Genomic DNA, 20,020 nt, shown 5'->3' with positions numbered 1-20,020 from the left:
GCAACAGCGCGGCAAACCGTCTATAGCCATCAAGGAAGATGATGTTGCAACTGGTACTCGAAACAGAACCAATCAAATTTCATTTCTAAAGACAGGGGCGTGGATTGGCATCGTCCGCATTCTGCTGATGTATGGGTCAGACCTTGCTCGCCCGCACGTCGAAGGCACCGCCCGTGAGCACCTGATCGCGCAACGTCACCGGCTTTTTGCCAGGCAATAGCGGAAACACCAGTTCCGCAAAACGGATCGATTCTTCGAGATGCGGATAGCCCGACAGCACGAAGCTATCGGCGCCCGCGTCGACATATTCCTGCAGCCGCGCGGCCACGGTCTGCGCGTCGCCCACCAGCGCAGTGCCTGCACCGCCGCGCACGAGGCCGACGCCCGCCCAGAGGTTCGGGCTGATCTCCAGCTGGTCGCGGCGTCCGCCGTGCAACTCGGCCATGCGGCGCTGACCCACCGAGTCCATCCGCGCGTAGTTTTCCTGGGCGCGGCGGATGTCCTCGTCATCGAGCTTGCTGATCAGGCGGTCCGCTTCGGCCCACGCTTCTTCATTCGTTTCGCGCACGATCACATGCAGCCGCACGCCCAGACGCAGCTTGCGGCCATGCGCGGCCGCGCGCCGCTGCACGTCGGCGAATTTTTCGGCCACCGCGGCGGGCGGCTCGCCCCAGGTCAGATATGCATCGACGTGTTTTGCCGCGAGTTCGTGCGCAGCCGGCGAAGAACCGCCGAAATACAGCGGCGGATGCGGTTGCTGCACAGGCGGATGAAAATTGCGCGCCCCTTCGACGTGAACGTATTTGCCCTTGAAGTCCACCGTGTCGCCGGCAAGCAGATCGCGCCAGACGCCGAGAAACTCGTCGGCGGCCGCGTAGCGTTCGTCGTGGGTGTAGAAGATGCCATCGGCGGCGAGTTCGGTCGCATCGCCGCCCGGAACGACGTTGAGCAGCAGACGCCCCTGCAAGGCCTGGTCGAGCGTCGCCGCCTGGCGTGCAGCCGCCGTCGGGCCGCTGATCGACGTACGCAGCGCGACCAGCAGCTTGATGCGCTGTGTGACGGGGATCAGGCTGGCAGCCGTGACCCACGGGTCCTGGCAACTGCTGCCCGTGGGGATCAACAGGCCGTCATAGCCCAGGTTTTCCGCCGTGACGGCGATCTGGCGCATGTATTCGTTGGTCGGCGGCCTGCCGAAATCGGATTTGCCGAGATAACGGGTATCGCCCGAGGTCGGCAGAAACCAGAAGATGTCCAGACTCATGAATGCTCCTTCGGCAGGCACGCGTAACCGCTAGATCGTGCGTATGGTCACACCCCGCGCGATGCAGGCAGAGACGGCCGCGCCGGTCACGTAGCGCGCATCGCCAGGGTAATCGCATATTGGATCAGTACCGGCGAGCCAGGCCTACTATCGAATCTGGAATTGCTTATGAGGAGACGTGCTTTTGAGGACGGCGCGGTGAAGAATCGGGCACGCTCGCTCATAACTGCTCGATCACTTCCGACAGCGCGACGCGATAGCGCTCAATGTTATTTGCACCGCCGTGAGCGACTCTCTACGATCTCGCGTTATCCATTGACGGCAATCGCACTGTCCGTCGCAACACGCCCCAGTTCGCTGGGCGAATGCGCGAGACTGAAGCGCTCGTTGGACGCCGCGCCGTTCAGATGAAAGTTGCCCACGGCCGCTTCGCGCTGGATCGCGGGATTATGCGACGCGAGCACACGCGCATTGCGCCAGTGACGATCGAGCCGGCGCGTCTCGCTCGTCGCTGAGGCTCCACCCACTTCGAATACGAGCGTGGCCGCCTCCAGCACCTGTTCGATCACGATCTGCTGCGCCTGGTAGGCTTCGATATCGAGCGCGATATAAGTATCCGTATTCGCGCGGCCCGCGAGTCTCGCCTGATACGCATTTTCGAGCGAGCGCGCCACCGATGCCGTAATGCTCTCAGCCGAATACGCGAGGCTGGCCAGCCGCCCCACTACACGATGCACGAGCGGGTTGTCGCGCGGGCTCGAACGACCGGGCACGCCGAACGTACGCGTGTGCGACTGCGCGAACGCAACGCCGTCGCGCAGCACCGCGCGCGCGATGCCTGTCAGCGTCGCGAGATGGACTGTCTGATAGAAAGCCGTCAGGGAGGTATTGCGACGCGGCTCCGACGCCTTGTAGCGCACCAGTAGCTGATCGTCGCTCACATAGACCGAGTCGAAGCGCGTCGTGCCGCTCGCGGTCAATCGCTGGCCGAAGCCGTCCCAATCGTCGATGCGCGCGACACCAGGCGCATCGGCGCGCACTACCACGCGCACGTCGTCGGCGCCGTCGTGCGCGGCGACGTCGATCCAGTCCGCGTAGAGCGTGCCCGTGCTGTAGTACTTCTCGCCGTTCAACCACCAGCCGTTGCCGCTCTTGTCGGCCGCCAGCGTGACGCTATTGTGCGTGCTCGCGGTGCGCTCGGATATCGCGGCACCGACGGTCTCACCCGCCGCGATCTTCGGGAGCCAGCGCTCGCGCAGCGCTTCGTCGTCGCTTTCGAGCCGGCTTTCGATAAAGCCCGAATTCAGCCGCAAGATCTGCGGCAGATTCGAATCGGCCTCGCCGAGGCGCGTCAAAAGACGAAAGAACTGCGGCAAGGTCGCGCCGCTACCGCCATAGCGCTTTGGCACTCGCAATGCGGTGAACCCTGCTTCTTTCAGCCAGCGCACTGCATCGTAGGCGAGTTCCCGATTCTGCTCGCGCTCGATGCTGCCAGCTGCAATCCCCTCGAATATGGGCGCGAAGCGCGCGTCAAGCTCCGCGTCGTCGGCACCGCTGAGGGCATCGTGCTGGGCGGCGGGAATGGTGCTCATCGACAGTCTCCGGACAGGTTCACAGCATTCCAGATTAAGCGTCGCGCTCGCGCCGTTGCAACCAACAAAAGCCGATAACGATATCTGCCGATGCGCGTACCGCGCGCTTACGCACGCTACGTGCATTGCAAATCTTTCGCGGCCCGTTAAGTTTGTGCAAATCGATTATTGGAGCGCGCATACAGCGCTTTTTATACTCGGCTCTCAGTCAGCACTCTTCGCATGAGAGTGCCAATGAGAACACCCGATCCTGAGGTGAATGGATACGCGCGGCGTCAGTCTTCGCCCCGCCATGCCGTCAGACGCCGCTCGGCAGCAACCACAGCTTGATTAAACGCGAGTCCCAACACCGCGAGCGTGACGATGCCCGCATACATCTTCGGGATTTCGAACGTGAATTGCGAGTAGTTCACGAGATAGCCAAGCCCCGCCTTCGCGCCCACCATTTCTGCCGCAATCAGCACCAGAATCGAATAGGCGCCCGCCACGCGGATACCCGTGAACACGGCGGGTACCGACGCAGGCAGTACGACTTTCAGAAACAGTTGCACGGGCTTGAGTCCCATCGACCGTGCGGAGCGGATCAGCATCGGATCGACGTTGCGTACGCCTGTGACGGTATTGAGCAGCACGGGCCAGAGGCACGAATAAATGACCATCGAGACCTTCGACGTCTCGCCCATCCCGAGCACCAGCACGAACACGGGCAGCAGTGCGAGCGGTGCGGTGTTGCGAAAGAGTTCCAGTAACGGGTTAAGCACATCTGCAAGCGTGCGATACCAGCCGATAAACAACCCCAGCGGCACCCCGACGGCAACCGCGATCGCGAACCCCGTTGCCGCCCGCGCCGCGCTGGCAAGCAGATGCACCCCCAGTTCGCCCGAAACGATCATATCGAACAACGCGCGCAAGACCGTCGAGAACGGCGGCAAGAACGTCGCGTCGACCCATCCTGCGCGCGGCAACACTTCCCAAAGCGCAATGAACGCGACGATGGCGATACTGCCACGCAACGCGCGAGGCGCCGCCGCCGAAGCGTACTCGCCGATTGCATGCCACGCGCCGCGCTTGGACTCGACAGACAAAGTACTCATGGTTTCCCCATGTCAAGGCTGTTATCAGGCCGCGTGGGCCACCTGAAGATGCGACCCGCTGCGGCGTTGCCGGATCAACTGCCAGATCTCGTGACGCAGACGCACGAATTCTGGCGTCGCGCGCACGTCTTCGGAAAGGTCTTCGCGCGGCACATGCACCGGCAGCGTATGCGTGATGCGTCCCGGCGCCGCCGCCATCACGAGCACGCGCTGACCGAGATAGATGGCTTCGTCGATCGAGTGCGTGATGAACACCACCGTCGTACCCGTGCGTTTCCAGATACGCAGCAACTCGTCCTGCAGCGTCTCGCGCGTTTGCGCATCGAGCGCGGCAAACGGCTCGTCCATCAGCAGCACGTCCGGCTCGTACGACAGTGCGCGGGCAATCGAAACGCGCTGTTTCATGCCGCCCGACAACTGATGCGGATAGTGGTCGGCGAAAGCACTCAAGCCAACGAGGTCCAGAAAACGCTGCGCAATCGCCCGGCGCTCGCGTTTGCCGACGCCCTTCGCTTCCAGTCCGAACTCGACATTGCCGAGCGCCGTCTTCCACGGAAAGAGCGCGTACTGCTGGAACACGATGCCGCGATCGAGTCCAGGCCCGTCGATTTCCCGACCGCCGACGAGTATCTGTCCACGATCGGGCAGCGTCAGGCCGCCGATCAGATCGAGCAAGGTCGTCTTGCCGCATCCGCTCGGTCCGACCAGCGCGACGAACTCGCCCGGCGCGACATCGAAGGACACGTCTTCCAGCACCACGAAATGGCCACGCCGGTTTAAATGAAAACCCTTGCCGACGTTGCGCACGCTGATTGACGCACTCATCCTGATTGCCTCGCGTTGACTGGCCGATAGCTCATTTGCTCGCCACCGACTGGTTGAACGGATTGAACTGGTTCGAATAGACGGCATCCGGCTTCACCTGCCCCGCTTTCAGCACGCCATTGTTGACGTACCAGTCGATATAGGTCGTGAAGTCCTCGGCTGCGATCAGACCGCCCTTGCCGCCCACGCCCGCCGACTTCCAGTAGTTGACGATCGAGGTGTCCTCGTTCCGATGCCGCGCCTCCACGATCTTCTTGAGTCTCGCGACGACCTCGGCGCGCGGCGTCGTGCGTGCCCACTCGATCGCCCGAGCCGTGCCGTCGACGAACTTGCGCACGGTATTCGGGTTCTGCGCGATGAACTTGTCCGTGAACAGGTAGCTCGCGTAGCCGAACGAGCCGAGCAACTGGTAGTCCGTGGTGAGCAGTCTTGCGCCGCCCTCGGCGAGCAGCTTGTCCTTGATGATGTCTTCGAGGAACACGGCATCGAGTTGTTTCTGTTTGAGCAACTGCGCAAGATTCACAGGCGGCGCGGCGACGAACACGACCTTCTCGATCTCCTCTTTCGACAAGCCAGACTTCTGCAGGTAGGCCGTCACCAGATACTGCGCGTACGCGCCCGGCGTATTGACGCCAATCTTGCGTCCGATCAGGTCACGCGCCCCCTTGACAGGACTGTCCTGCAACACGAAAAGGCCACCATTGGTCTCCTTATCGGTGCCGACGTAAGAGATCACCGCTTTCACTGGCGCGTGCGCGGCAACGAGCTTGACGATCGAGCCATTGAACGCCCCGCCGAAATCGACATCGCCCGTGACGGCCGCCTGAATGTCCTGCGGGCCGCTGATCGTGTTGCCGACCCAGTTGAGCTTGATCGGCGCCAGATAACCGAGATCCTCGGCAAGCTCCGGATACAGCACCTTGCTGGCCCAGCCCTGATACCGCAACTCGAGTTTCTCGGGCGTCTGCGCACGCGCAGGGATGGACGCCGCGGCTGCGATCAGGCTCGCGCCGAGGAGCGCCGCGACGCGGCGTCCGATGTGAAAGACACGACGCTTCATTGAGTAAATTCCGTAGTGAACAGTACGTAAATTTCGTTACGCGACCTGTCGCGCTCAAAACACGCCATCGTGTTCCAGCGTGATGCGGTGAATGCGCCGCTTTGCCGATCCGTAATCGCGCGCCGCGTAGTGCTGCACCTGCCGGTTGTCCCAGATCGCGACATCGCCCGCGCGCCATTCGAAACGCGCCTGCACTTCTGGTGTCTTGATCAGGTCGTACAGGTAATTGAGCAGGCTCTGGCTGGCTGTCTTCGAAACGCCCAGCAAATGGCTCGTATGTCCTTCGTTGACGAACACGAGCTTGCGGCCGTTCTCGGGATGCGTCTTGATGACGGGCACTTCGATGGGCGGATATTTCTGCGCGGCGTCGCGCACGCGCGCCAGCCCTGCTTCGACGCTGTCTTCCTGCGTCCCCTCGGGGATGTCATAGCCGCTTAGCAGTTCCGACAACGCGTCTTTTTTCGGCGATGCGATGAAGGTGTTCACGGCCGTCAGCTTTTCGAAGTAGCGTGCCAGATCGGCGTCCAGCAAGTCGTAGACGGCCGCCGACGAGGACCAGATCGTGTCGCCGCCGCCCCCTTCGGGAATTTCCTGCGCATGGAGCACGGTGGCCTTGGGCGGCTGATGTTGCCACGATACGTCGACATGCCAGTTGTCCGTGCCGCCCGAACGCGTCTTGTCGCTATGAGCGATGACTTCGATTTCCGGAAACCCCGCCACGGCGGGCAAATAAATGTTCTTGCGGATCGGATTGCCGAAGATGCGCGCGAGCGCAACGTGCTGTTTGGGCGTGAGCGTCTGTTCACGAAAAAAGATCACACCGTGATCGACGAGCGCTTGACGCAGTGTCTGATGGTTGTCGTCGGAGAGAGGCTTCGACAAATCGACGTTCTCGATGACGGCGCCCACCAACGGCTTGTAGCGGCGCACCCGCAATTCCTGATGGGCATCGACGTGTGATTGCGGCTGATCCAGCACTGTGCTCATGACGTTCTCCGTTGACGAAAGTTGAAAGTGACCGTCATCAGAGCATCGTGGGATGGCGCAGTACAACCAACCAATTCGCACACCTTGTTCATCGACGCCGTGCGTAGCTTCGATGAAACGCTCATTTTCTATGTTGCGCGCGACTGCCTATATTCAAAGGTTTTGCCGGCAGTCACTCGAACTCCGCTCTCCGAATTGAACGGGCTTTGCATATCACCGTATCTGCGTTCATGAGACTCTAGTTTGTCGCGTTCGGCACGGTTCTGCCGTTTTGAACGCGGCACTTTTTTCTCACTCACTTACGGGGTTGGATATGGACCGCATTGATTCAGTCGTTTTGAAGCAAAATATGGGTTATACGTTGCTCGAAGAGGGCTTTAATTCGGGCACGGTAAAGAAAACGGAAAGGCTGCCGTTTACGATAAAGGTGGTAAGTAACCGCATGGAACTCGACAAGGCGGTCGAGATGCGCCGCGCCGCGTACCGGCGGCACTTGCCGGAATTCGCCGAGACCATGGGCGTCGAAGCGCTGGACGGCGCGCCTGGCACGGTCGTGCTGCTCGCGCAATCGCGGCTGGACGGTGGCCCGCTCGGCACCATGCGGGTCCAGACGAACGCCTTCGATTCGCTCGCCGTCGAACAATCGGTCCAGCTGCCGGACTGGTTGGGCCAGGCGCGCCTCGCCGAGGCAACGCGGCTCGGCGTGGCGCGCGGCGCGATCGGGCGGATGGTGAAGGTGGCGCTGTGCAAGGCGTATTACATGTTTTGCGCGCAGAACGGGGTCGACTGGATGTTAATTACTGCGCGTTCGCCGCTCGATCGGGAATACGAGGCGATGCTGTTCGAAGATGTATACGGGCAGAATGAATTCCTGCCGATGTCGCACGTCGGCGGTTTGCCGCATCGGGTAATGGCGAAACCGGTTGCACTGGTCCGTCAGCGCTGGGCGAAGGTCAACCATCCGTTCTACGGGTTCTTCTTCGAAACGGATCACGTCGACATCGACGTCAGCGTCGCATCACTGCAGGGCGAAGCCGGCCACGGCATCGAGCGCGGCAGGTTGCCGGACAGCGCCTCGGATTATCTGAGGTCGTTGAGCGAAGCGTAAGGCAGTTGAGGTAAGGTGTCCGCCCGAAGCAATTCGGGCGGACAAAAGATGGGGGCGTCGGCGCAGTCGTGCTTTCGCCGCCAGCCGTCGCAGATTGCAATGAAAACGGGAATGAAGTCACTGGGGAAATGCAGCAGATGACAAGCGTTAAGTGGGCGTTTCGGGACCGACTGACCGGCTGGGCTTTCCTGCGCTTCTCCGTCTATGTAGCGCCATTTGTGATTGCGCTTGGCACCGTTGCAGTCCTGCTCTGGGGGCCCCGCCAGTTCGACACCACGGGGACGGTTCCACTCAGCTTTTCGGTGATTGCGGATCCGTCGGCGACGCTGTCGCCCGCCGCCGCCATCGAACGCCTGCGCAATGGCAATGGCGCGCACACCGCCCGCTTCAGTACCCATCTGGCGGAAACGCCGTTCTGGTTCATGCTCACCGCGCCTGCCATGGAGAGCGGGGACGCCACGTTCGTCGATCTTCCTTCCCGGCACGCGCAAACGATTTCCTGCTGGCGGACGGGCCCCGTCCTCACGCTGCTCGGCGCGGGCGACCGCCACGGCACGAGCGGCGCGATGCGCGACAACAAGGCCGGCTTTGCGCTGAAGCTCGACGGGCACACGCCCGATGCACAGATCCTGTGCCGGGGCACGTTCTCGGGACCCGCCTATATCAGCGCCTCGGCATCGAGCCTCGACAAGCTCGAGGAAACAACACTCGATTTCTACCAGAGCGCAGCGCTGATCACGGGCGGCCTGCTGACGCTCGCCATCTTCGTGTTCGTGACGGCAATCATCAATCGCGAATGGACTTACGTCATTTTTGCCGCCTGGCTGGTCGGCAACCTGCGGTTGAGCGCCAATGCGATGGGCTTCGACACCGAATGGCTGGGCCGGATTATCCCGCCTGACCATATCGAGTTTCTGCGGGAATTCACGTTCGCGGCCTATTACGTCCTGACCACGACACTGTTCGTGGAGCTGTTTCGCCGCGAGCTGAAAGCAATCGGTCTGCGCTGGAGCCTGCAGGCCGTGCGGTATGGCGGCTGCGTGCTGATGGCCGCCGCGTTCTTGCTGAGTTACGCGCACTTCATTCCCGTGCTGTGGGCAACCGCCAGTTTCTGCATCCTGGTGCTGACCTACTTCCTCGTACAGCTGTTCATCAAGGCGCGCTCGCGCACCGTCCTCTGGTATGTCGCGTCAATGGCCATCGTGCTGGTCGCGACGCTGTCGGAAGTGCTGGCCGCCGCGTTCGGCGTCAAAGCGCTGGCGGGAACGCATAGCCCCGTCGTGACGGCGCTGTCGTCGAGCATGCTGTGTGCGTTCGCGATTGCGGAACGGATGCGCGAAGAACGCGAGCGCCGCCGGCAGATGCAGGTCGAACTGCGCAACACCTATGACGTCACGCCGATCGGCCTTTTCACGCTGAACGGCGAAAGCTGCTTCGTCCGCGCCAATCCGGCGCTGCACTCGATGCTCGGCCTGAACGATGAACAGGACGGCACGCGCCGCTGGGCCGATTATTTCGCCCCGGGCGCCGAGCGCGCCCTGGGTGAACTGCTGGAGCGCGACGATTCGGCGTCGATCGAAATCGACGGCTCTACCGGCACGAAGACAGAGTCGCGGCGCTACTCGCTGCGGGCGATCCGTGCAAACGGCTTTATCGAAGGCTCGCTTGAGGACGTGACGGACCGCTCGAAAGCGGTCGAGCGGCTACATTTCCTGGCGGAGCATGATCCCCTCACCGGTCTGTTGAACCGTCGCGGCATCGAGCATGCAATCGACCGGCAATGCGGCGAAAGCGCCCCGTGGGCACTCGCGTATCTCGATCTCGACCGCTTCAAGGTGTTCAACGACCTGTTCGGCCACGGAACCGGCGACGAAATACTGCGGCATGTCGCGGCGCGCCTCGTCGAGCGTCTCGGCGCCCATATTCCGATCGGGCGTATCGGCGGTGACGAGTTCGTGTGCGTGCTCGCGAACATGCCGATCGACGACGCCATCGTGCGCTGTCGCGAACTCGTTACGGCGTTGAACGCCGCGCCGTTCCATGTCGACACGCGGGCGTTCCAGGTCAGGGGATCGATCGGCGTCGTCGAGTGCTCGCAAGGCGAACGCGCGCTGGACGCCCTCGCCTATGCCGACCGTGCGTGCCGCGCCGCGAAACGCGGCGGCAATGCGCGGCTCGTGGCACTGCGCAAGGGCGCGCCGGCGTTCGAGGAGCGCGCCGCCGAGATCACGCTGATCGAGGCGCTGGGACAAAGCCGCCTGCCCGACGGGCTGTTCCTAGTGATGCAACCGATCATGTCGATGCACACACCGACAGAATCGCTCGACTTCGAGATACTGCTGCGCATGCGCACGCCGGACGGGGCGGTGGCGACGGCCGCCAAGCTGATCGCCGCTGCCGAGGACTCCGGCACGATCGTGGAGATCGACCGCTGGGTGCTCACCACGACACTCGCATGGCTCAGCGAGAACCGCGCGTCGCTCGCCACCACTCGTTTCGTGTGCGTGAACCTGAGCGGGGGGTCGCTGAACGACGAACACTTCCTCGACGAGCTGTTCGCGCTGTTCTCGCGTCACGCTGACATCGTCCATTACCTGTGCATCGAAATTACCGAAAGCGTCGCGCTGCACGATCTCGAACATACGGAGCGCTTCATCGCGCGCGTACACGACATGGGTGCAAAGATCGCCATCGACGATTTCGGCGCGGGTCAGACATCGTTGCGCTACCTGAAGAAGCTGTCGGCCGATGCATTGAAGATCGATGGCGAGTTCGTGCGCACCATGTGCAACCATCCCGCCGATATCGCGATCGTCGAGGCGATCATCAATCTCGCGCGCAATCTGGGCATGCGCAGCATCGCCGAGTGGGTCGAAGACTTCCAGACCTTGCGCGCGCTGGAGGAACTGGGCGTCGACTATGTGCAGGGCTTCGGCATCGCGAAACCGCAAGAAGCCGGGGATATTCTCGCGGCCTCTTCAGCTGCGAGCTTCGTGACTAATGCCGAGCTTGCGCGGTATCTGAAAGAGACGGTGCATCGCGGCGCTGACGATCAGCGAATGGAGCGTGAAAACGCGGTATGAGGCGGTTACGGACGGGTGTCGCTCCGCGGCATCGGTTGGTTGCCTGGAAATGCCGGCATCAAATCAGCACTCCATCCGCCGAAGCCGCTTTCGTCGAACGTTGATCAGCCCGTTGATGGTCGAGAACCCGCACCATCATCGTCAAAAGATGATTGACGGGTGTGGCGATGCCGAGCGCTACGCCGCGGCCCACAATATGTCCATTCAGATGGTCGATTTCGCTGGGCCGGTGCGTCGCCACGTCATGTGCCGTCGATGAATATTGCCCCGCAGGAATCGTGGCCATGATCCTGGCTACCGTCTCGTCGACGTCCCCGGAGATGTTCACACCGTCCGCGCTCGCCACCGCGATGCATTCCGCCACGATATCGCGCATTGCCCTGTTCACGGCCGTCCCGCCCCGCTGACACAGGTCGCCGAAAGGCAATTGAACGAGCGCCGAAATCGCGTTGTACGCACAGTTCAACACCAGCTTTTCCCAAAGCGCACCGCGCACATTCGCGGATACCGAAGTCGATATCCCTGCGTCATTCAGGATTCGAGCCAGACGCTCGCTGGACGTGCCTGGCTCGATGATCAGTTCGCCTCTTCCGTGGTGCCGGACGTGGCCGGGTCCGCCCATCTCGCTTCCGACGTAGACCACGGCAGCCAATACTTCGCGCTCGACAAGGGCGCGTACTCTTTCAGCGTTATCGACGCCGTTTTGCAGCGTGACGATAACGGCAGACTCCGAGAGGTACTGCTTCATCGCAAGCACTGCGGCTTCCGTATCGGGCGACTTCACGCAAAGCAGGATTGCATCTGCGCTTACCACGCCCGAAGCGTCCGTGCATGCCGTTATCTCTATGAACTCATCGAACGAGAGCGACTCGAGCCGCAGTCCGTCTCGCCTGATGGCTGAAACATGATTCTGCCTTCCGATCAACGTCACTTTATGCCCGGCTCTGGCAAGCATGCCGCCGTAGAAACAGCCCACTGCGCCAGCGCCCATCACTGCAACTTTCATTTAGCCCTCTAACTTTCGAAACCGTCGGTCAACGCGCGCCTGATGTGCAGAACCATCAAGAGACGCTATATGTCGATAACACCTTGCCGCGTCGGCTATTCCCTGCGCCGACGTGCATCGGTGACTTCGACGTTGCAGCGAATGTCCCGACGCTCGACGCCATTAGAAGGGCCGAACTTGTCTTCCATATTTCGTCGAGGTGTCGAAATGTATCTGCGCTTGCTCGCCCCAACACATTTTCTAAATGCGAATCGTTTGCATTTAGAACGAAACAGTAGCATCATGGTGCCTATCGAAGACACTGCACCAACGAGCCCGCCACATGACTTCAACTCTGATAGCCGACCGCGCCGATCACACTGCGCAAACCGCGATCGACCTACTGCTGTCGCGCCGATCGCACTGGCCGCTATCGGCACCCGCGCCCACCCAACAGCAACTGCAACACATCTTCGATGCCGCGATGCGCGCGCCGGATCATGGCCGTCTCCGTCCGTGGCGCTTCATCACCATTCGAGATGAAGCACGCCACGCATTCGGCGACGTGCTGGTCGATCTCGCCGCCGCACGCGCATCGGACGAGCCTCGCGGCGCTCACGAGCATCGTCGGCAGCGCGCGATGGCGGCGCCGCTGATCATCGCGCTAGTCGCTGCCGTCGACCGGTCTTCGTCGGTGCCGGAACTGGAGCAACTGCTGTGCGTCGGAGCCGCCGCGATGAACATGCTCAATGCCATTCATCTGTACGGCTACGGCGGCTTCTGGGCGACGGGAATCGATACCTATGAGCCGGCCATGCATCGCGCGCTGGGACTCGACGCGTCCGAACGTCTGCTTGGCTTTCTGTTCGTCGGGACGCCGCAGAAGGAGAAGGAAGGACAGCTGACGCGCCGGCCTTCCAGCGATGCCTATGTCCGCGAATGGCAACCCATTCAGTGTGACGCTGCCCGCGCCTGATCCGCGCAGCCATGATTCTGTCGAGGATACGATGAACTATCCGGCCTTTGCCTTGCGTGAAGCTTCGCTCAGCGAGGACGCCCTCTCGCACTATCCCGATGCGAGCGAGCAACTGGTATTGAACGCCGTTCGCACGTGGTTCCGGCCGCGCTGCGACGCTGTGCGCCAGGGGCAGCACTGGCGCGACGTGCTCGGCGACGCGGGGCTGGCGCTCGCGGGCATCGACTGCTTCGACATGATGATGCACGCGCTGCTGCACGCTTCTCATCGGCCGCTGGACACGCGTTGCCGCTGCGCATCGGACATCGCCAGCGACGAGGCGTCACTGCTGCAGACGCTGGCTTATCTGCAATCGACGGACTCGTCCGCGGCAACCGATCTGTTGAACCAATGGCTTCCGTCCGCGTCCGTCGGACACACGCTCAAAGTCATGCGCTGGTTCGCGCTGAATCTGTTGAATGCGGGCATCGTGGTCCGCTCGCGACCGAGGCGCGTCGCTTACATGCATTGATGCGCGCAGCGCGTCTTTCCCTGCAGGCTGGCTGAATAACGCCGGCCTTTCCTTCATTGCGCCTCCCCCTGCCTATCGACGACCGCAGCAGTCGAACCTCACAGCGCCTGCGCTGAGTACTCGCGTCTTTCGCGCTACGATATAGCCCGCAACAGCGCAATCACGGAGAACAGGCATGCAGCACTACGGCTTGGAAAACGTCTGGCAGCAAGGCGATTTCGTGACCCGCGCCATTCTCATCGCGTTGTTGCTGATGTCGTTGCTCTCGTGGGCCGTCATCGTGCTCAAGCTCTGGAACGTGATGCGGCTCAGACGCATCGCACGCACGACGGAACAAGCGTTCTGGCACGCCGGCAATCTCGAAGCAGGCTTGCACCAACTCGGTAACGACGGTTCACCGTACTCGGGCAATGTGCTGCTCGCGCTGGCACTGTCGGGCAAGGAAGCCGTCGAGCATCACCACGTCACACAGTCGAACCTGCAACATTCGATGGACATCTCCGACTGGGTCACGCGCTGCCTGAAAGACACGATGGACGACATCATCACGCATCTGCAGGCCGGTCTGACGATACTCGCGTCGATCGGCAGCACGGCGCCCTTCGTCGGCCTGTTCGGCACGGTCTGGGGTATCTATCACGCGCTGATCGTCATTGGACATACGGGACAGGCGAGTATCGATCACGTCGCGGGCCCCGTCGGCGAGTCGCTGATCATGACGGCGTTCGGGCTGTTCGTCGCGATTCCCGCCGTGCTCGGCTACAACGCGCTGGCGCGTGCCAACCATGGGCTTGCAACCCAACTCAACCGCTTCGCGCATGGGATTCACGCGTACTTCGTGACGGGCGCGCGGCCTGCTGCGTGAAGAGGCGCGGAAACCTATTTGCAAGCCTTCCTATCCTGGCATAGCGCGCTGGGCCGCTTGGGCGTGCGCGACAGCGCAAAAGCCGGCGAAACGTGAGGGGAAGCGTGAAGCAGGTTGTCTATCTGAGGCTGGCAAGCACGCGCTCGCCAGCCCCGGCGGCTCATGCCATCCGGGTGACAGCCGTCACCCGGCGAAACTCACACCACAGCCGCGACGCCCAACGTCAATAGCAACGCCGTGACGGAGATGATCGTTTCGCAAACCGTCCACGTCTTGAAGGTCTGCGGCACGCTCATGCCGAAGTACTCCTTCACGAGCCAGAAGCCGCCGTCGTTGACGTGCGACAGGATCAGCGAGCCCGCGCCCGTTGCCAGCACCAGCAACTCGGGGCGCACGCCCGTCGCCGTCGATGCAGCCGCTGCCGCGATCGGCGCGATGATGCCCGCTGCCGTCGCCATTGCGACCGTCGCCGAACCCGTTGCGACGCGAATCAGCGCTGCCACCAGCCACGCAAGGATCAACAGCGGCACATGCGCGCCCGTCGCGACATCGACGATCGCCTTCGATGCGCCGCTGTCGATCAGGATGCGCCCGAAGCCCGCACCCGCGCCCACTACCAGCGTGATGCTCGCGGTCGGCGCAAGACACTCGTTGGTGAACTTCAGGATCTGCTCGCGCCCGAAGCCGCGCGTCGTGCCGAACGTATAGAAGCTCAGCAGCACGGCAAGCAGCAGCGCCATGTCGGGATGGCCGATCAGATGCAGCACGGCGTTGGCCGTGGTCTTCGCGGGCACGATCAGATCGGCCCAACTGCCGACCAGCATCAGCAACACCGGCAACAGCACCGTCAACAGCGTGATGCCGAAGCCCGGCAACGCCTGACCGGCGCGCTTCGCATCCTGCTCGATGAACTGCTGCGCCATCGGATTCACGCCTTCCAGCACGACGAAGCGCGCAATCAGCTTCGAAAACAGCGGACCGGCAAGGGCCGCCGTCGGGATGCCGACGATCAGCGCGTAGAAAATCGTGTGGCCGATATCCGCGCCATACGCGGTGACGGCCAGCAGCGCGGCCGGGTGCGGCGGAATCAGGCCGTGTACGACGGACAGACCCGCGACCATCGGAATGCCGACGCGAATCATCGACGTGCCCGTGCGCTGCGCGACGTTGAACGCAATGGGGATCAGCAGCACGAAGCCCACTTCGAAGAACACGGGCAGGCCGACCAGGAACGCGATGCACATCATCGCCCAATGCACGTTCTTCGGTCCGAACAGATCGATCAGCGTGCGCGCGATGCGCTCGGCGCCGCCCGACTCGGCCATCATCTTGCCGAGCATCGTGCCGAGGCCGACGACGATCGCGATGTGGCCAAGCGTGCCGCCGACGCCCGTTTCGAACGACTTGAGAATCGACGTCATCGGCATGCCGACGGCCAGCGCGAGCGCGACCGACACCACCATCAGCGTGATGAACGGATTCAGTTTGAAGCGCGCGATCAGCACGACGAGTGCGACGATCGCGATCAATGCGTAGACAAGTAGCAGACTGCCGGTGACGGTCGCCATATTTGCTCCTGATATAGGTGATCGGCAACAGGACACGGCGCGCTGCGATGGCGCGCTTTCGTGCCTGTCGCCATGCCGGGCCTTAGAACTTGTGGCGGATGCCTGCCACGGTCACGAACTGGCCTTGATTGCTCGACGGATTCGAAATGCCTTCAACCCACGCATTCGCGCCCGACGCGCGCTGATAGATGCCGTTCAGGTACAGGTCGGTCGTCTTCGACAGGAAGTACTCGCCGCCCAGTGCGACCTGGTTGTAGTGCGCGTTTTTCGCCGACGCCGCCGTGCTGTTCTGCAGCGTGTAGATGTAGCCGAGCGTGACGAGCGTTGCGGGCGTCGCCTGGTACTTCAGCATCGCTTCGTAGTTCTGGAAGTGCAGGCTGCCGCCCGCGATGATGTCGAAGTGCGAGTTCGTGTACAGCAGCGCGAGCGTGGCCGGTCCGATCGTGTACGCACCGCCCGCGCCCCACACCTGGTTGCGCTTCACGTTGCTGATGATCGACGTGCTCGTGCTGTAGTAGTTGTCGGACGGTGCGGCGCCCGTCGTATTGGTCGCCGGCATGTTGGTGAGCGAGTACGCGGCGTCGAGGCGCAGCGGGCCGTTCACATAGTCGGCACCGACGCTCCATGCGCGGTTGTTCGCGAAGTCGCCCGCCGTGTTCGAGAACGCGTACATGGCATTCGCGGTGAAGCCGGCGATGGTCGGCGTCGTGTACTTCACGGCGTTGCTGGTGCGGTACGTGTTGTTCAGATCGTCGTTGTCGTAGATCGCGTTGCCATACTGGCTCAACGCACCGACGCCGTTGGCCTGCAGGTTCGACAGATAGTCCTGCACGCTGTTGTACTGGCGGCCGAGCGTAATCGTGCCCGCCTTGCTGTTTTGCAGCGCAACCCATGCGCTGCGGCCGAACAGACGGCCGCCCTGGCCCAACGCGCCCGTCTCCAGGCTGAAGCCGTTTTCAAGGCGGAACAGCACCTTGTTGCCGCCGCCCAGATCTTCGCTGCCGAGCAGACCCCAGCGCGAGCCCTGCACGTTGCCCTGCGTCGCCTGGATGTTGTGCTCGCCCTTCTGGTTGTTCGTGTACGTAAAGCCGGCATCGACGATGCCATACAGCGTGACGCTGCTTTGCGCGTGGGCGGCTTGCATGCCAAGTCCGGCAACAGCGACAGCAATGGCTGAGCGGGCAATCTTCTTATACATCGTGGTTTCCTCTGGTTGAAGTAAACGTCACTGGATTGATGGCTGCTCCAATGACTTCAGGTATCCTAAACAGACGTGACGAAGCAGCACCTTGAAGAAGGTGCATCGGCCAATATGACCGTTGAAACTGGCGGTGAATCAGTTCAGTGCGGCCGGTTTATTTGTTTCGTTCAATCCGGCCATGCGCGACGCGCCGCAACCCGGCGCGCGTCGCGCTTGTGAAACGGCGTGACAATCGGTTCGGGCGACGCCAACGCCCGTTCAAGCTCGGCCACGATCCGCGCGAGCACGACCTGCTCTTCGCCCGCGTGCAGGTTGCATGGATCGAGGTAAAAGAAATGCAGTTCGGCTTCGTGGTCGCGCACGATCACGGGCGCGTCGTCGCCTTGCGGACGCGCTAGCGCATCGGCGAGATCCCATGCGGTGATGCGCGCCTGATTCGGCTCGATATGAAGCTTCAGGCGGTCGAGCGGATTGCCGGTTGGATCGGCTTCGATTGCCGCCCATACGCCCGTCTGACGGTTCAACGTTTCGCGCCACAGCGTCAGATAGCTGCGCTCCGTTGCGCGCATGGCAGCGTGATCGCGGGTGCGCCATTGCTCCAGCGCCGCGATGGCGCCGACAATGCCTTCCTTGCCGACCTTCATCCCGCGCCCAATGCCGCCGTTCTGGAAATACGCGGCCCGCACCAGCGCCTTCGTCCCCGCGACGATGCCCGCCGTCAAGCCACCCAGAAACTTGTGCGCCGAATACAGCGCGAGGTCGGCACCTGCTGCGATGAAGCGCGTGAGGTCATACTCGGACGCGGCATCGACGATCACGGGCACGCCCTTCGCATGCGCGACTTCGATGAATGCTTCGAGTGGGATCATGCCGTATTGCACGGTGTGATGCGAGACGACATACAATGCGGCCGCGGTGCGCTCGCCGATTGCCGATGCCAGTTGATAGTCATGCGTTTCCGTCGCCGCGCCGACGGGCACGACGCGCGCGCCCGCTAGCCGGATAGCCTGGTCGACGGGTGCGCCATAATTGACGAGGTGGCCTGTCTGCACGACGACTTCGTTGCGCAGTCCAGTCGTGTCCGGCAAACGTTCGATCAGGCCGAGGTCGTCGCCCGTCATGGCGGCGGCGATGCTCAACGTGATGGCCGCCGAGCACGACGCCGTCACGTAGCCGCTTTCGCTGCCGCACGCCTGCGCGATCGCGGCCGAGGCCTTGCGCTGCAGATCGTCGATCTCGACGAACTGCGGCAGTATCTCCGCGACGCTGTCGATCACGGCTGCGCCGACGCTGGACGCGCCCAGGCCCGTCATCGTGCCCGATACGTTGATGACGGGGCGTAAGCCTAATCGAGAGCGGATGTCCATTCCAGCGCCTCCGAAAGCATCATTCCTTAATTAAGGAATATATGTTGTAATTGTGGACGAGTCTAACATACAATGTCCTGGCGTCAACTGGACAAAAACATCCCCTATCCGAGGACTACATGGCACGACCGCCCCGCTCCACCGCGGCTGCTCAGACGCCGGCCCGCGTCGACGCGAGCCCCGCTGCCGAAGCTGCCGCGCCTCGCACGCGCACCAGCGCGCTCGATCGCGCGGTGCAGATTCTCGACGCGTTGCAGGACGCTGGTAAACCGGCCACCGCATATGAAATCGCGCATCGCGTGAACGCGCCGCTATCGACGGTCTACTCGATCATCAACGACATGGTCGAGAAGAACCTGTTGTCGCGCTCGGCCGACGGCGGGATCTGGCTCGGTTCGCGGCTCTATGGTTACGGACTCGCGTATGCGAGCTCACTGGACTACCTCGCCGTGGCCAATGAGGAAATGCAGCGGCTGTCGGCGGAAGTCGAAGAGACGGTGCAGGTTTGCGGTCTGGAAGAAGGCATGATGGTCGTGCTGCAGATGGCCGAGGGTCCAGGCCATTTCCGCGTGACCTCGCGCGTCGGCAGCCGCGTGCCGGTGAACTGGACGGCGTCCGGGCGACTGCTCGCAGGGCATTTGGCTGCCGCCGAATGCACCGCGTTCTTCACGCAGTATGCGCAGCCCTCGCCCACCGGCCGCGCCGAAACGCGCCCCGATGTGCTCGCGCGCAACGCACGGCAAGCGCTCGACGAGCGGCTGTCGATCCAGATCGGCGAATCGGATGCCTCCGTGGCCTGTCTCGCAGCGCCCGTGATGAACCGTTCGGGCGCGTGCGTCTTCACCATTTCGATCGTGATGCCTGAGGCGAAAGCGGAGCAAGGCACCGAACGTTACGCGCAGGCCGTGCAGAGCGTCGCGGCTCGCATCGAAACCCGCCTTGGCTGGCGCTGACCTCGACGCTGTTGCCGACAGCACAGCGCCGCGCGACGCATTGAACCTCCCTCAAGAACCCTTTCGCTTTTCGAATTGCCGATGAACTGTTATGAGCGGCTGCGCGCGCGCGGCCTGACGCTTCCCACCGTGCCGACACCCATCGGCAACTTCATGCACTGCACGCGCGAGGGCGGCCTGCTGTTCCTGTCCGGCCAGGGACCGCTCGATGAAACCGGCAAGCTGATGACCGGCAAAGTCGGTGCAACTGTCACAGCCGATGAAGCCTATCGGCATGCGCAGCTCGTCGGCCTGAACCTGCTCGCCGTGTTGCATGCGGAACTGGGCGATCTGCAGCGCGTGCGGCGCGTGATCAAGCTGCTGGGCATGGTCAACGCAACGTCTGAATTTGCCGAGCATCCACGCGTGATAAACGGTTGCTCGGACCTGTTCGTCGAGGTATTCGGCGACGCCGGCCGTCATTCGCGCTCGGCTGTCGGCGTGGGCTCGCTGCCGAACAACATCACGGTCGAAATCGAAGCCATCGTCGCAGTACATGACTGACAATGAAAAGCGGCCGGTCTCTTTCGACCGGCCGCCTTCGA

The 20,020-nt window shown here is 62.4% G+C and carries 17 protein-coding genes; 7 read left to right on the top strand and 10 right to left on the bottom strand.

The genetic code is table 11. The annotated features are described in order from the left end of the window. Positions 1 to 136 precede the first annotated feature (136 nt). From ssuD to C2L65_RS34790, 6 genes are all read right to left on the bottom strand, one after another. Positions 137 to 1,261 carry an FMNH2-dependent alkanesulfonate monooxygenase gene (gene ssuD / locus C2L65_RS34815; protein ID WP_042306162.1) on the bottom strand — a complete coding sequence of 375 codons (1,125 nt, stop codon included), beginning with the start codon at positions 1,259 to 1,261 and terminating at the stop codon, positions 137 to 139. A 308-nt stretch (positions 1,262 to 1,569) separates the two neighbouring features. Then, positions 1,570 to 2,853, bottom strand: coding sequence for an acyl-CoA dehydrogenase family protein (locus C2L65_RS34810; protein ID WP_042306163.1), 1,284 nt, complete (start codon positions 2,851 to 2,853; stop codon positions 1,570 to 1,572). Between the two features lie 275 nt (positions 2,854 to 3,128). Beyond that, on the bottom strand, positions 3,129 to 3,947 hold the full coding sequence (locus C2L65_RS34805; RefSeq protein ID WP_042306164.1) for an ABC transporter permease: 819 nt from the start codon (positions 3,945 to 3,947) through the stop codon (positions 3,129 to 3,131). 24 nt (positions 3,948 to 3,971) lie between these two features. Further along, on the bottom strand, positions 3,972 to 4,772 hold the full coding sequence (locus C2L65_RS34800) for an ABC transporter ATP-binding protein (protein ID WP_007579989.1): 801 nt from the start codon (positions 4,770 to 4,772) through the stop codon (positions 3,972 to 3,974). A 31-nt stretch (positions 4,773 to 4,803) separates the two neighbouring features. After that, the gene (locus C2L65_RS34795) at positions 4,804 to 5,832 is read right to left on the bottom strand and encodes an ABC transporter substrate-binding protein (protein ID WP_042306165.1); all 1,029 of its coding nucleotides are present in this window, start codon (positions 5,830 to 5,832) and stop codon (positions 4,804 to 4,806) included. A gap of 54 nt (positions 5,833 to 5,886) precedes the next feature. Then, a complete protein-coding gene (locus C2L65_RS34790; protein WP_042306166.1) occupies positions 5,887 to 6,819 on the bottom strand; it encodes a TauD/TfdA dioxygenase family protein in 933 nt (310 codons plus the stop codon). A gap of 349 nt (positions 6,820 to 7,168) precedes the next feature. On the opposite strand from C2L65_RS34790, the gene C2L65_RS34785 reads away from it, so the two are divergent. Both C2L65_RS34785 and C2L65_RS34780 read left to right on the top strand, forming a co-directional pair. Further along, positions 7,169 to 7,927: an N-acyl amino acid synthase FeeM domain-containing protein gene (locus C2L65_RS34785; protein WP_233446719.1), complete on the top strand. Its 759-nt coding sequence runs from the start codon at positions 7,169 to 7,171 to the stop codon at positions 7,925 to 7,927. A 137-nt stretch (positions 7,928 to 8,064) separates the two neighbouring features. Further along, on the top strand, positions 8,065 to 11,010 hold the full coding sequence (locus C2L65_RS34780) for a putative bifunctional diguanylate cyclase/phosphodiesterase (RefSeq protein WP_042306253.1): 2,946 nt from the start codon (positions 8,065 to 8,067) through the stop codon (positions 11,008 to 11,010). A 58-nt stretch (positions 11,011 to 11,068) separates the two neighbouring features. Here the strand turns inward: C2L65_RS34780 and C2L65_RS34775 are convergent, their stop codons facing one another. Continuing rightward, a complete protein-coding gene (locus tag C2L65_RS34775; RefSeq protein ID WP_042306168.1) occupies positions 11,069 to 12,016 on the bottom strand; it encodes a ketopantoate reductase family protein in 948 nt (315 codons plus the stop codon). A 322-nt stretch (positions 12,017 to 12,338) separates the two neighbouring features. Between C2L65_RS34775 and C2L65_RS34770 the strand changes: the two genes are divergently transcribed. The 3 genes from C2L65_RS34770 (at position 12,339) to C2L65_RS34760 (ending at position 14,347) form a co-directional block, all read left to right on the top strand. Continuing rightward, complete coding sequence (locus C2L65_RS34770) at positions 12,339 to 12,971, top strand: nitroreductase family protein (RefSeq protein ID WP_042306169.1); 633 nt, start codon at positions 12,339 to 12,341, stop codon at positions 12,969 to 12,971. 31 nt (positions 12,972 to 13,002) lie between these two features. Further along, positions 13,003 to 13,482, top strand: a complete 480-nt coding sequence (locus tag C2L65_RS34765) for a hypothetical protein (RefSeq protein ID WP_042306254.1) — start codon at positions 13,003 to 13,005, stop codon at positions 13,480 to 13,482. 175 nt (positions 13,483 to 13,657) lie between these two features. Further along, positions 13,658 to 14,347 (top strand): MotA/TolQ/ExbB proton channel family protein, encoded by a 690-nt coding sequence (locus tag C2L65_RS34760; protein WP_042306170.1) that lies wholly within the window; start codon positions 13,658 to 13,660, stop codon positions 14,345 to 14,347. 197 nt (positions 14,348 to 14,544) lie between these two features. Here the strand turns inward: C2L65_RS34760 and C2L65_RS34755 are convergent, their stop codons facing one another. The 3 genes from C2L65_RS34755 to C2L65_RS34745 form a co-directional block, all read right to left on the bottom strand. Then, positions 14,545 to 15,915 carry a GntT/GntP/DsdX family permease gene (locus tag C2L65_RS34755; RefSeq protein ID WP_042306171.1) on the bottom strand — a complete coding sequence of 457 codons (1,371 nt, stop codon included), beginning with the start codon at positions 15,913 to 15,915 and terminating at the stop codon, positions 14,545 to 14,547. Between the two features lie 82 nt (positions 15,916 to 15,997). Continuing rightward, positions 15,998 to 17,113, bottom strand: coding sequence for a porin (locus C2L65_RS34750; protein WP_042306172.1), 1,116 nt, complete (start codon positions 17,111 to 17,113; stop codon positions 15,998 to 16,000). A gap of 170 nt (positions 17,114 to 17,283) precedes the next feature. Further along, a complete protein-coding gene (locus C2L65_RS34745; protein ID WP_042306173.1) occupies positions 17,284 to 18,483 on the bottom strand; it encodes an aminotransferase class V-fold PLP-dependent enzyme in 1,200 nt (399 codons plus the stop codon). 119 nt (positions 18,484 to 18,602) lie between these two features. Here C2L65_RS34745 and C2L65_RS34740 point away from each other — a divergent pair, with 119 nt between their 5' ends. Continuing rightward, positions 18,603 to 19,436, top strand: coding sequence for an IclR family transcriptional regulator (locus tag C2L65_RS34740; protein WP_042306174.1), 834 nt, complete (start codon positions 18,603 to 18,605; stop codon positions 19,434 to 19,436). A gap of 81 nt (positions 19,437 to 19,517) precedes the next feature. Next, positions 19,518 to 19,979, top strand: a complete 462-nt coding sequence (locus tag C2L65_RS34735; RefSeq protein ID WP_042306175.1) for a RidA family protein — start codon at positions 19,518 to 19,520, stop codon at positions 19,977 to 19,979. Positions 19,980 to 20,020 lie beyond the last annotated feature (41 nt).

It is taken from the genome of Paraburkholderia terrae (assembly GCF_002902925.1).
GTDB lineage: Bacteria > Pseudomonadota > Gammaproteobacteria > Burkholderiales > Burkholderiaceae > Paraburkholderia > Paraburkholderia terrae.
Note: the sequence above shows the minus strand (reverse complement) of the source record. Positions and strands in the feature narration are given on the sequence as shown.

What these genes read in the sequence shown, in the direction of transcription:
- C2L65_RS34810 (WP_042306163.1), bottom strand. Translation starts at nt 2,853, where the DNA reads ATGAGCACCATTCCCGCCGCCCAGCACGATGCCCTCAGCGGTGCCGAC.
- C2L65_RS34805 (WP_042306164.1), bottom strand. Translation starts at nt 3,947, where the DNA reads ATGAGTACTTTGTCTGTCGAGTCCAAGCGCGGCGCGTGGCATGCAATC.
- C2L65_RS34750 (WP_042306172.1), bottom strand. Translation starts at nt 17,113, where the DNA reads ATGTATAAGAAGATTGCCCGCTCAGCCATTGCTGTCGCTGTTGCCGGA.
- C2L65_RS34765 (WP_042306254.1), top strand. Translation starts at nt 13,003, where the DNA reads ATGAACTATCCGGCCTTTGCCTTGCGTGAAGCTTCGCTCAGCGAGGAC.
- ssuD (WP_042306162.1), bottom strand. Translation starts at nt 1,261, where the DNA reads ATGAGTCTGGACATCTTCTGGTTTCTGCCGACCTCGGGCGATACCCGT.
- C2L65_RS34740 (WP_042306174.1), top strand. Translation starts at nt 18,603, where the DNA reads ATGGCACGACCGCCCCGCTCCACCGCGGCTGCTCAGACGCCGGCCCGC.
- C2L65_RS34770 (WP_042306169.1), top strand. Translation starts at nt 12,339, where the DNA reads ATGACTTCAACTCTGATAGCCGACCGCGCCGATCACACTGCGCAAACC.
- C2L65_RS34790 (WP_042306166.1), bottom strand. Translation starts at nt 6,819, where the DNA reads ATGAGCACAGTGCTGGATCAGCCGCAATCACACGTCGATGCCCATCAG.
- C2L65_RS34800 (WP_007579989.1), bottom strand. Translation starts at nt 4,772, where the DNA reads ATGAGTGCGTCAATCAGCGTGCGCAACGTCGGCAAGGGTTTTCATTTA.
- C2L65_RS34760 (WP_042306170.1), top strand. Translation starts at nt 13,658, where the DNA reads ATGCAGCACTACGGCTTGGAAAACGTCTGGCAGCAAGGCGATTTCGTG.
- C2L65_RS34745 (WP_042306173.1), bottom strand. Translation starts at nt 18,483, where the DNA reads ATGGACATCCGCTCTCGATTAGGCTTACGCCCCGTCATCAACGTATCG.
- C2L65_RS34785 (WP_233446719.1), top strand. Translation starts at nt 7,169, where the DNA reads ATGGGTTATACGTTGCTCGAAGAGGGCTTTAATTCGGGCACGGTAAAG.
- C2L65_RS34775 (WP_042306168.1), bottom strand. Translation starts at nt 12,016, where the DNA reads ATGAAAGTTGCAGTGATGGGCGCTGGCGCAGTGGGCTGTTTCTACGGC.
- C2L65_RS34735 (WP_042306175.1), top strand. Translation starts at nt 19,518, where the DNA reads ATGAACTGTTATGAGCGGCTGCGCGCGCGCGGCCTGACGCTTCCCACC.
- C2L65_RS34755 (WP_042306171.1), bottom strand. Translation starts at nt 15,915, where the DNA reads ATGGCGACCGTCACCGGCAGTCTGCTACTTGTCTACGCATTGATCGCG.
- C2L65_RS34795 (WP_042306165.1), bottom strand. Translation starts at nt 5,832, where the DNA reads ATGAAGCGTCGTGTCTTTCACATCGGACGCCGCGTCGCGGCGCTCCTC.
- C2L65_RS34780 (WP_042306253.1), top strand. Translation starts at nt 8,065, where the DNA reads ATGACAAGCGTTAAGTGGGCGTTTCGGGACCGACTGACCGGCTGGGCT.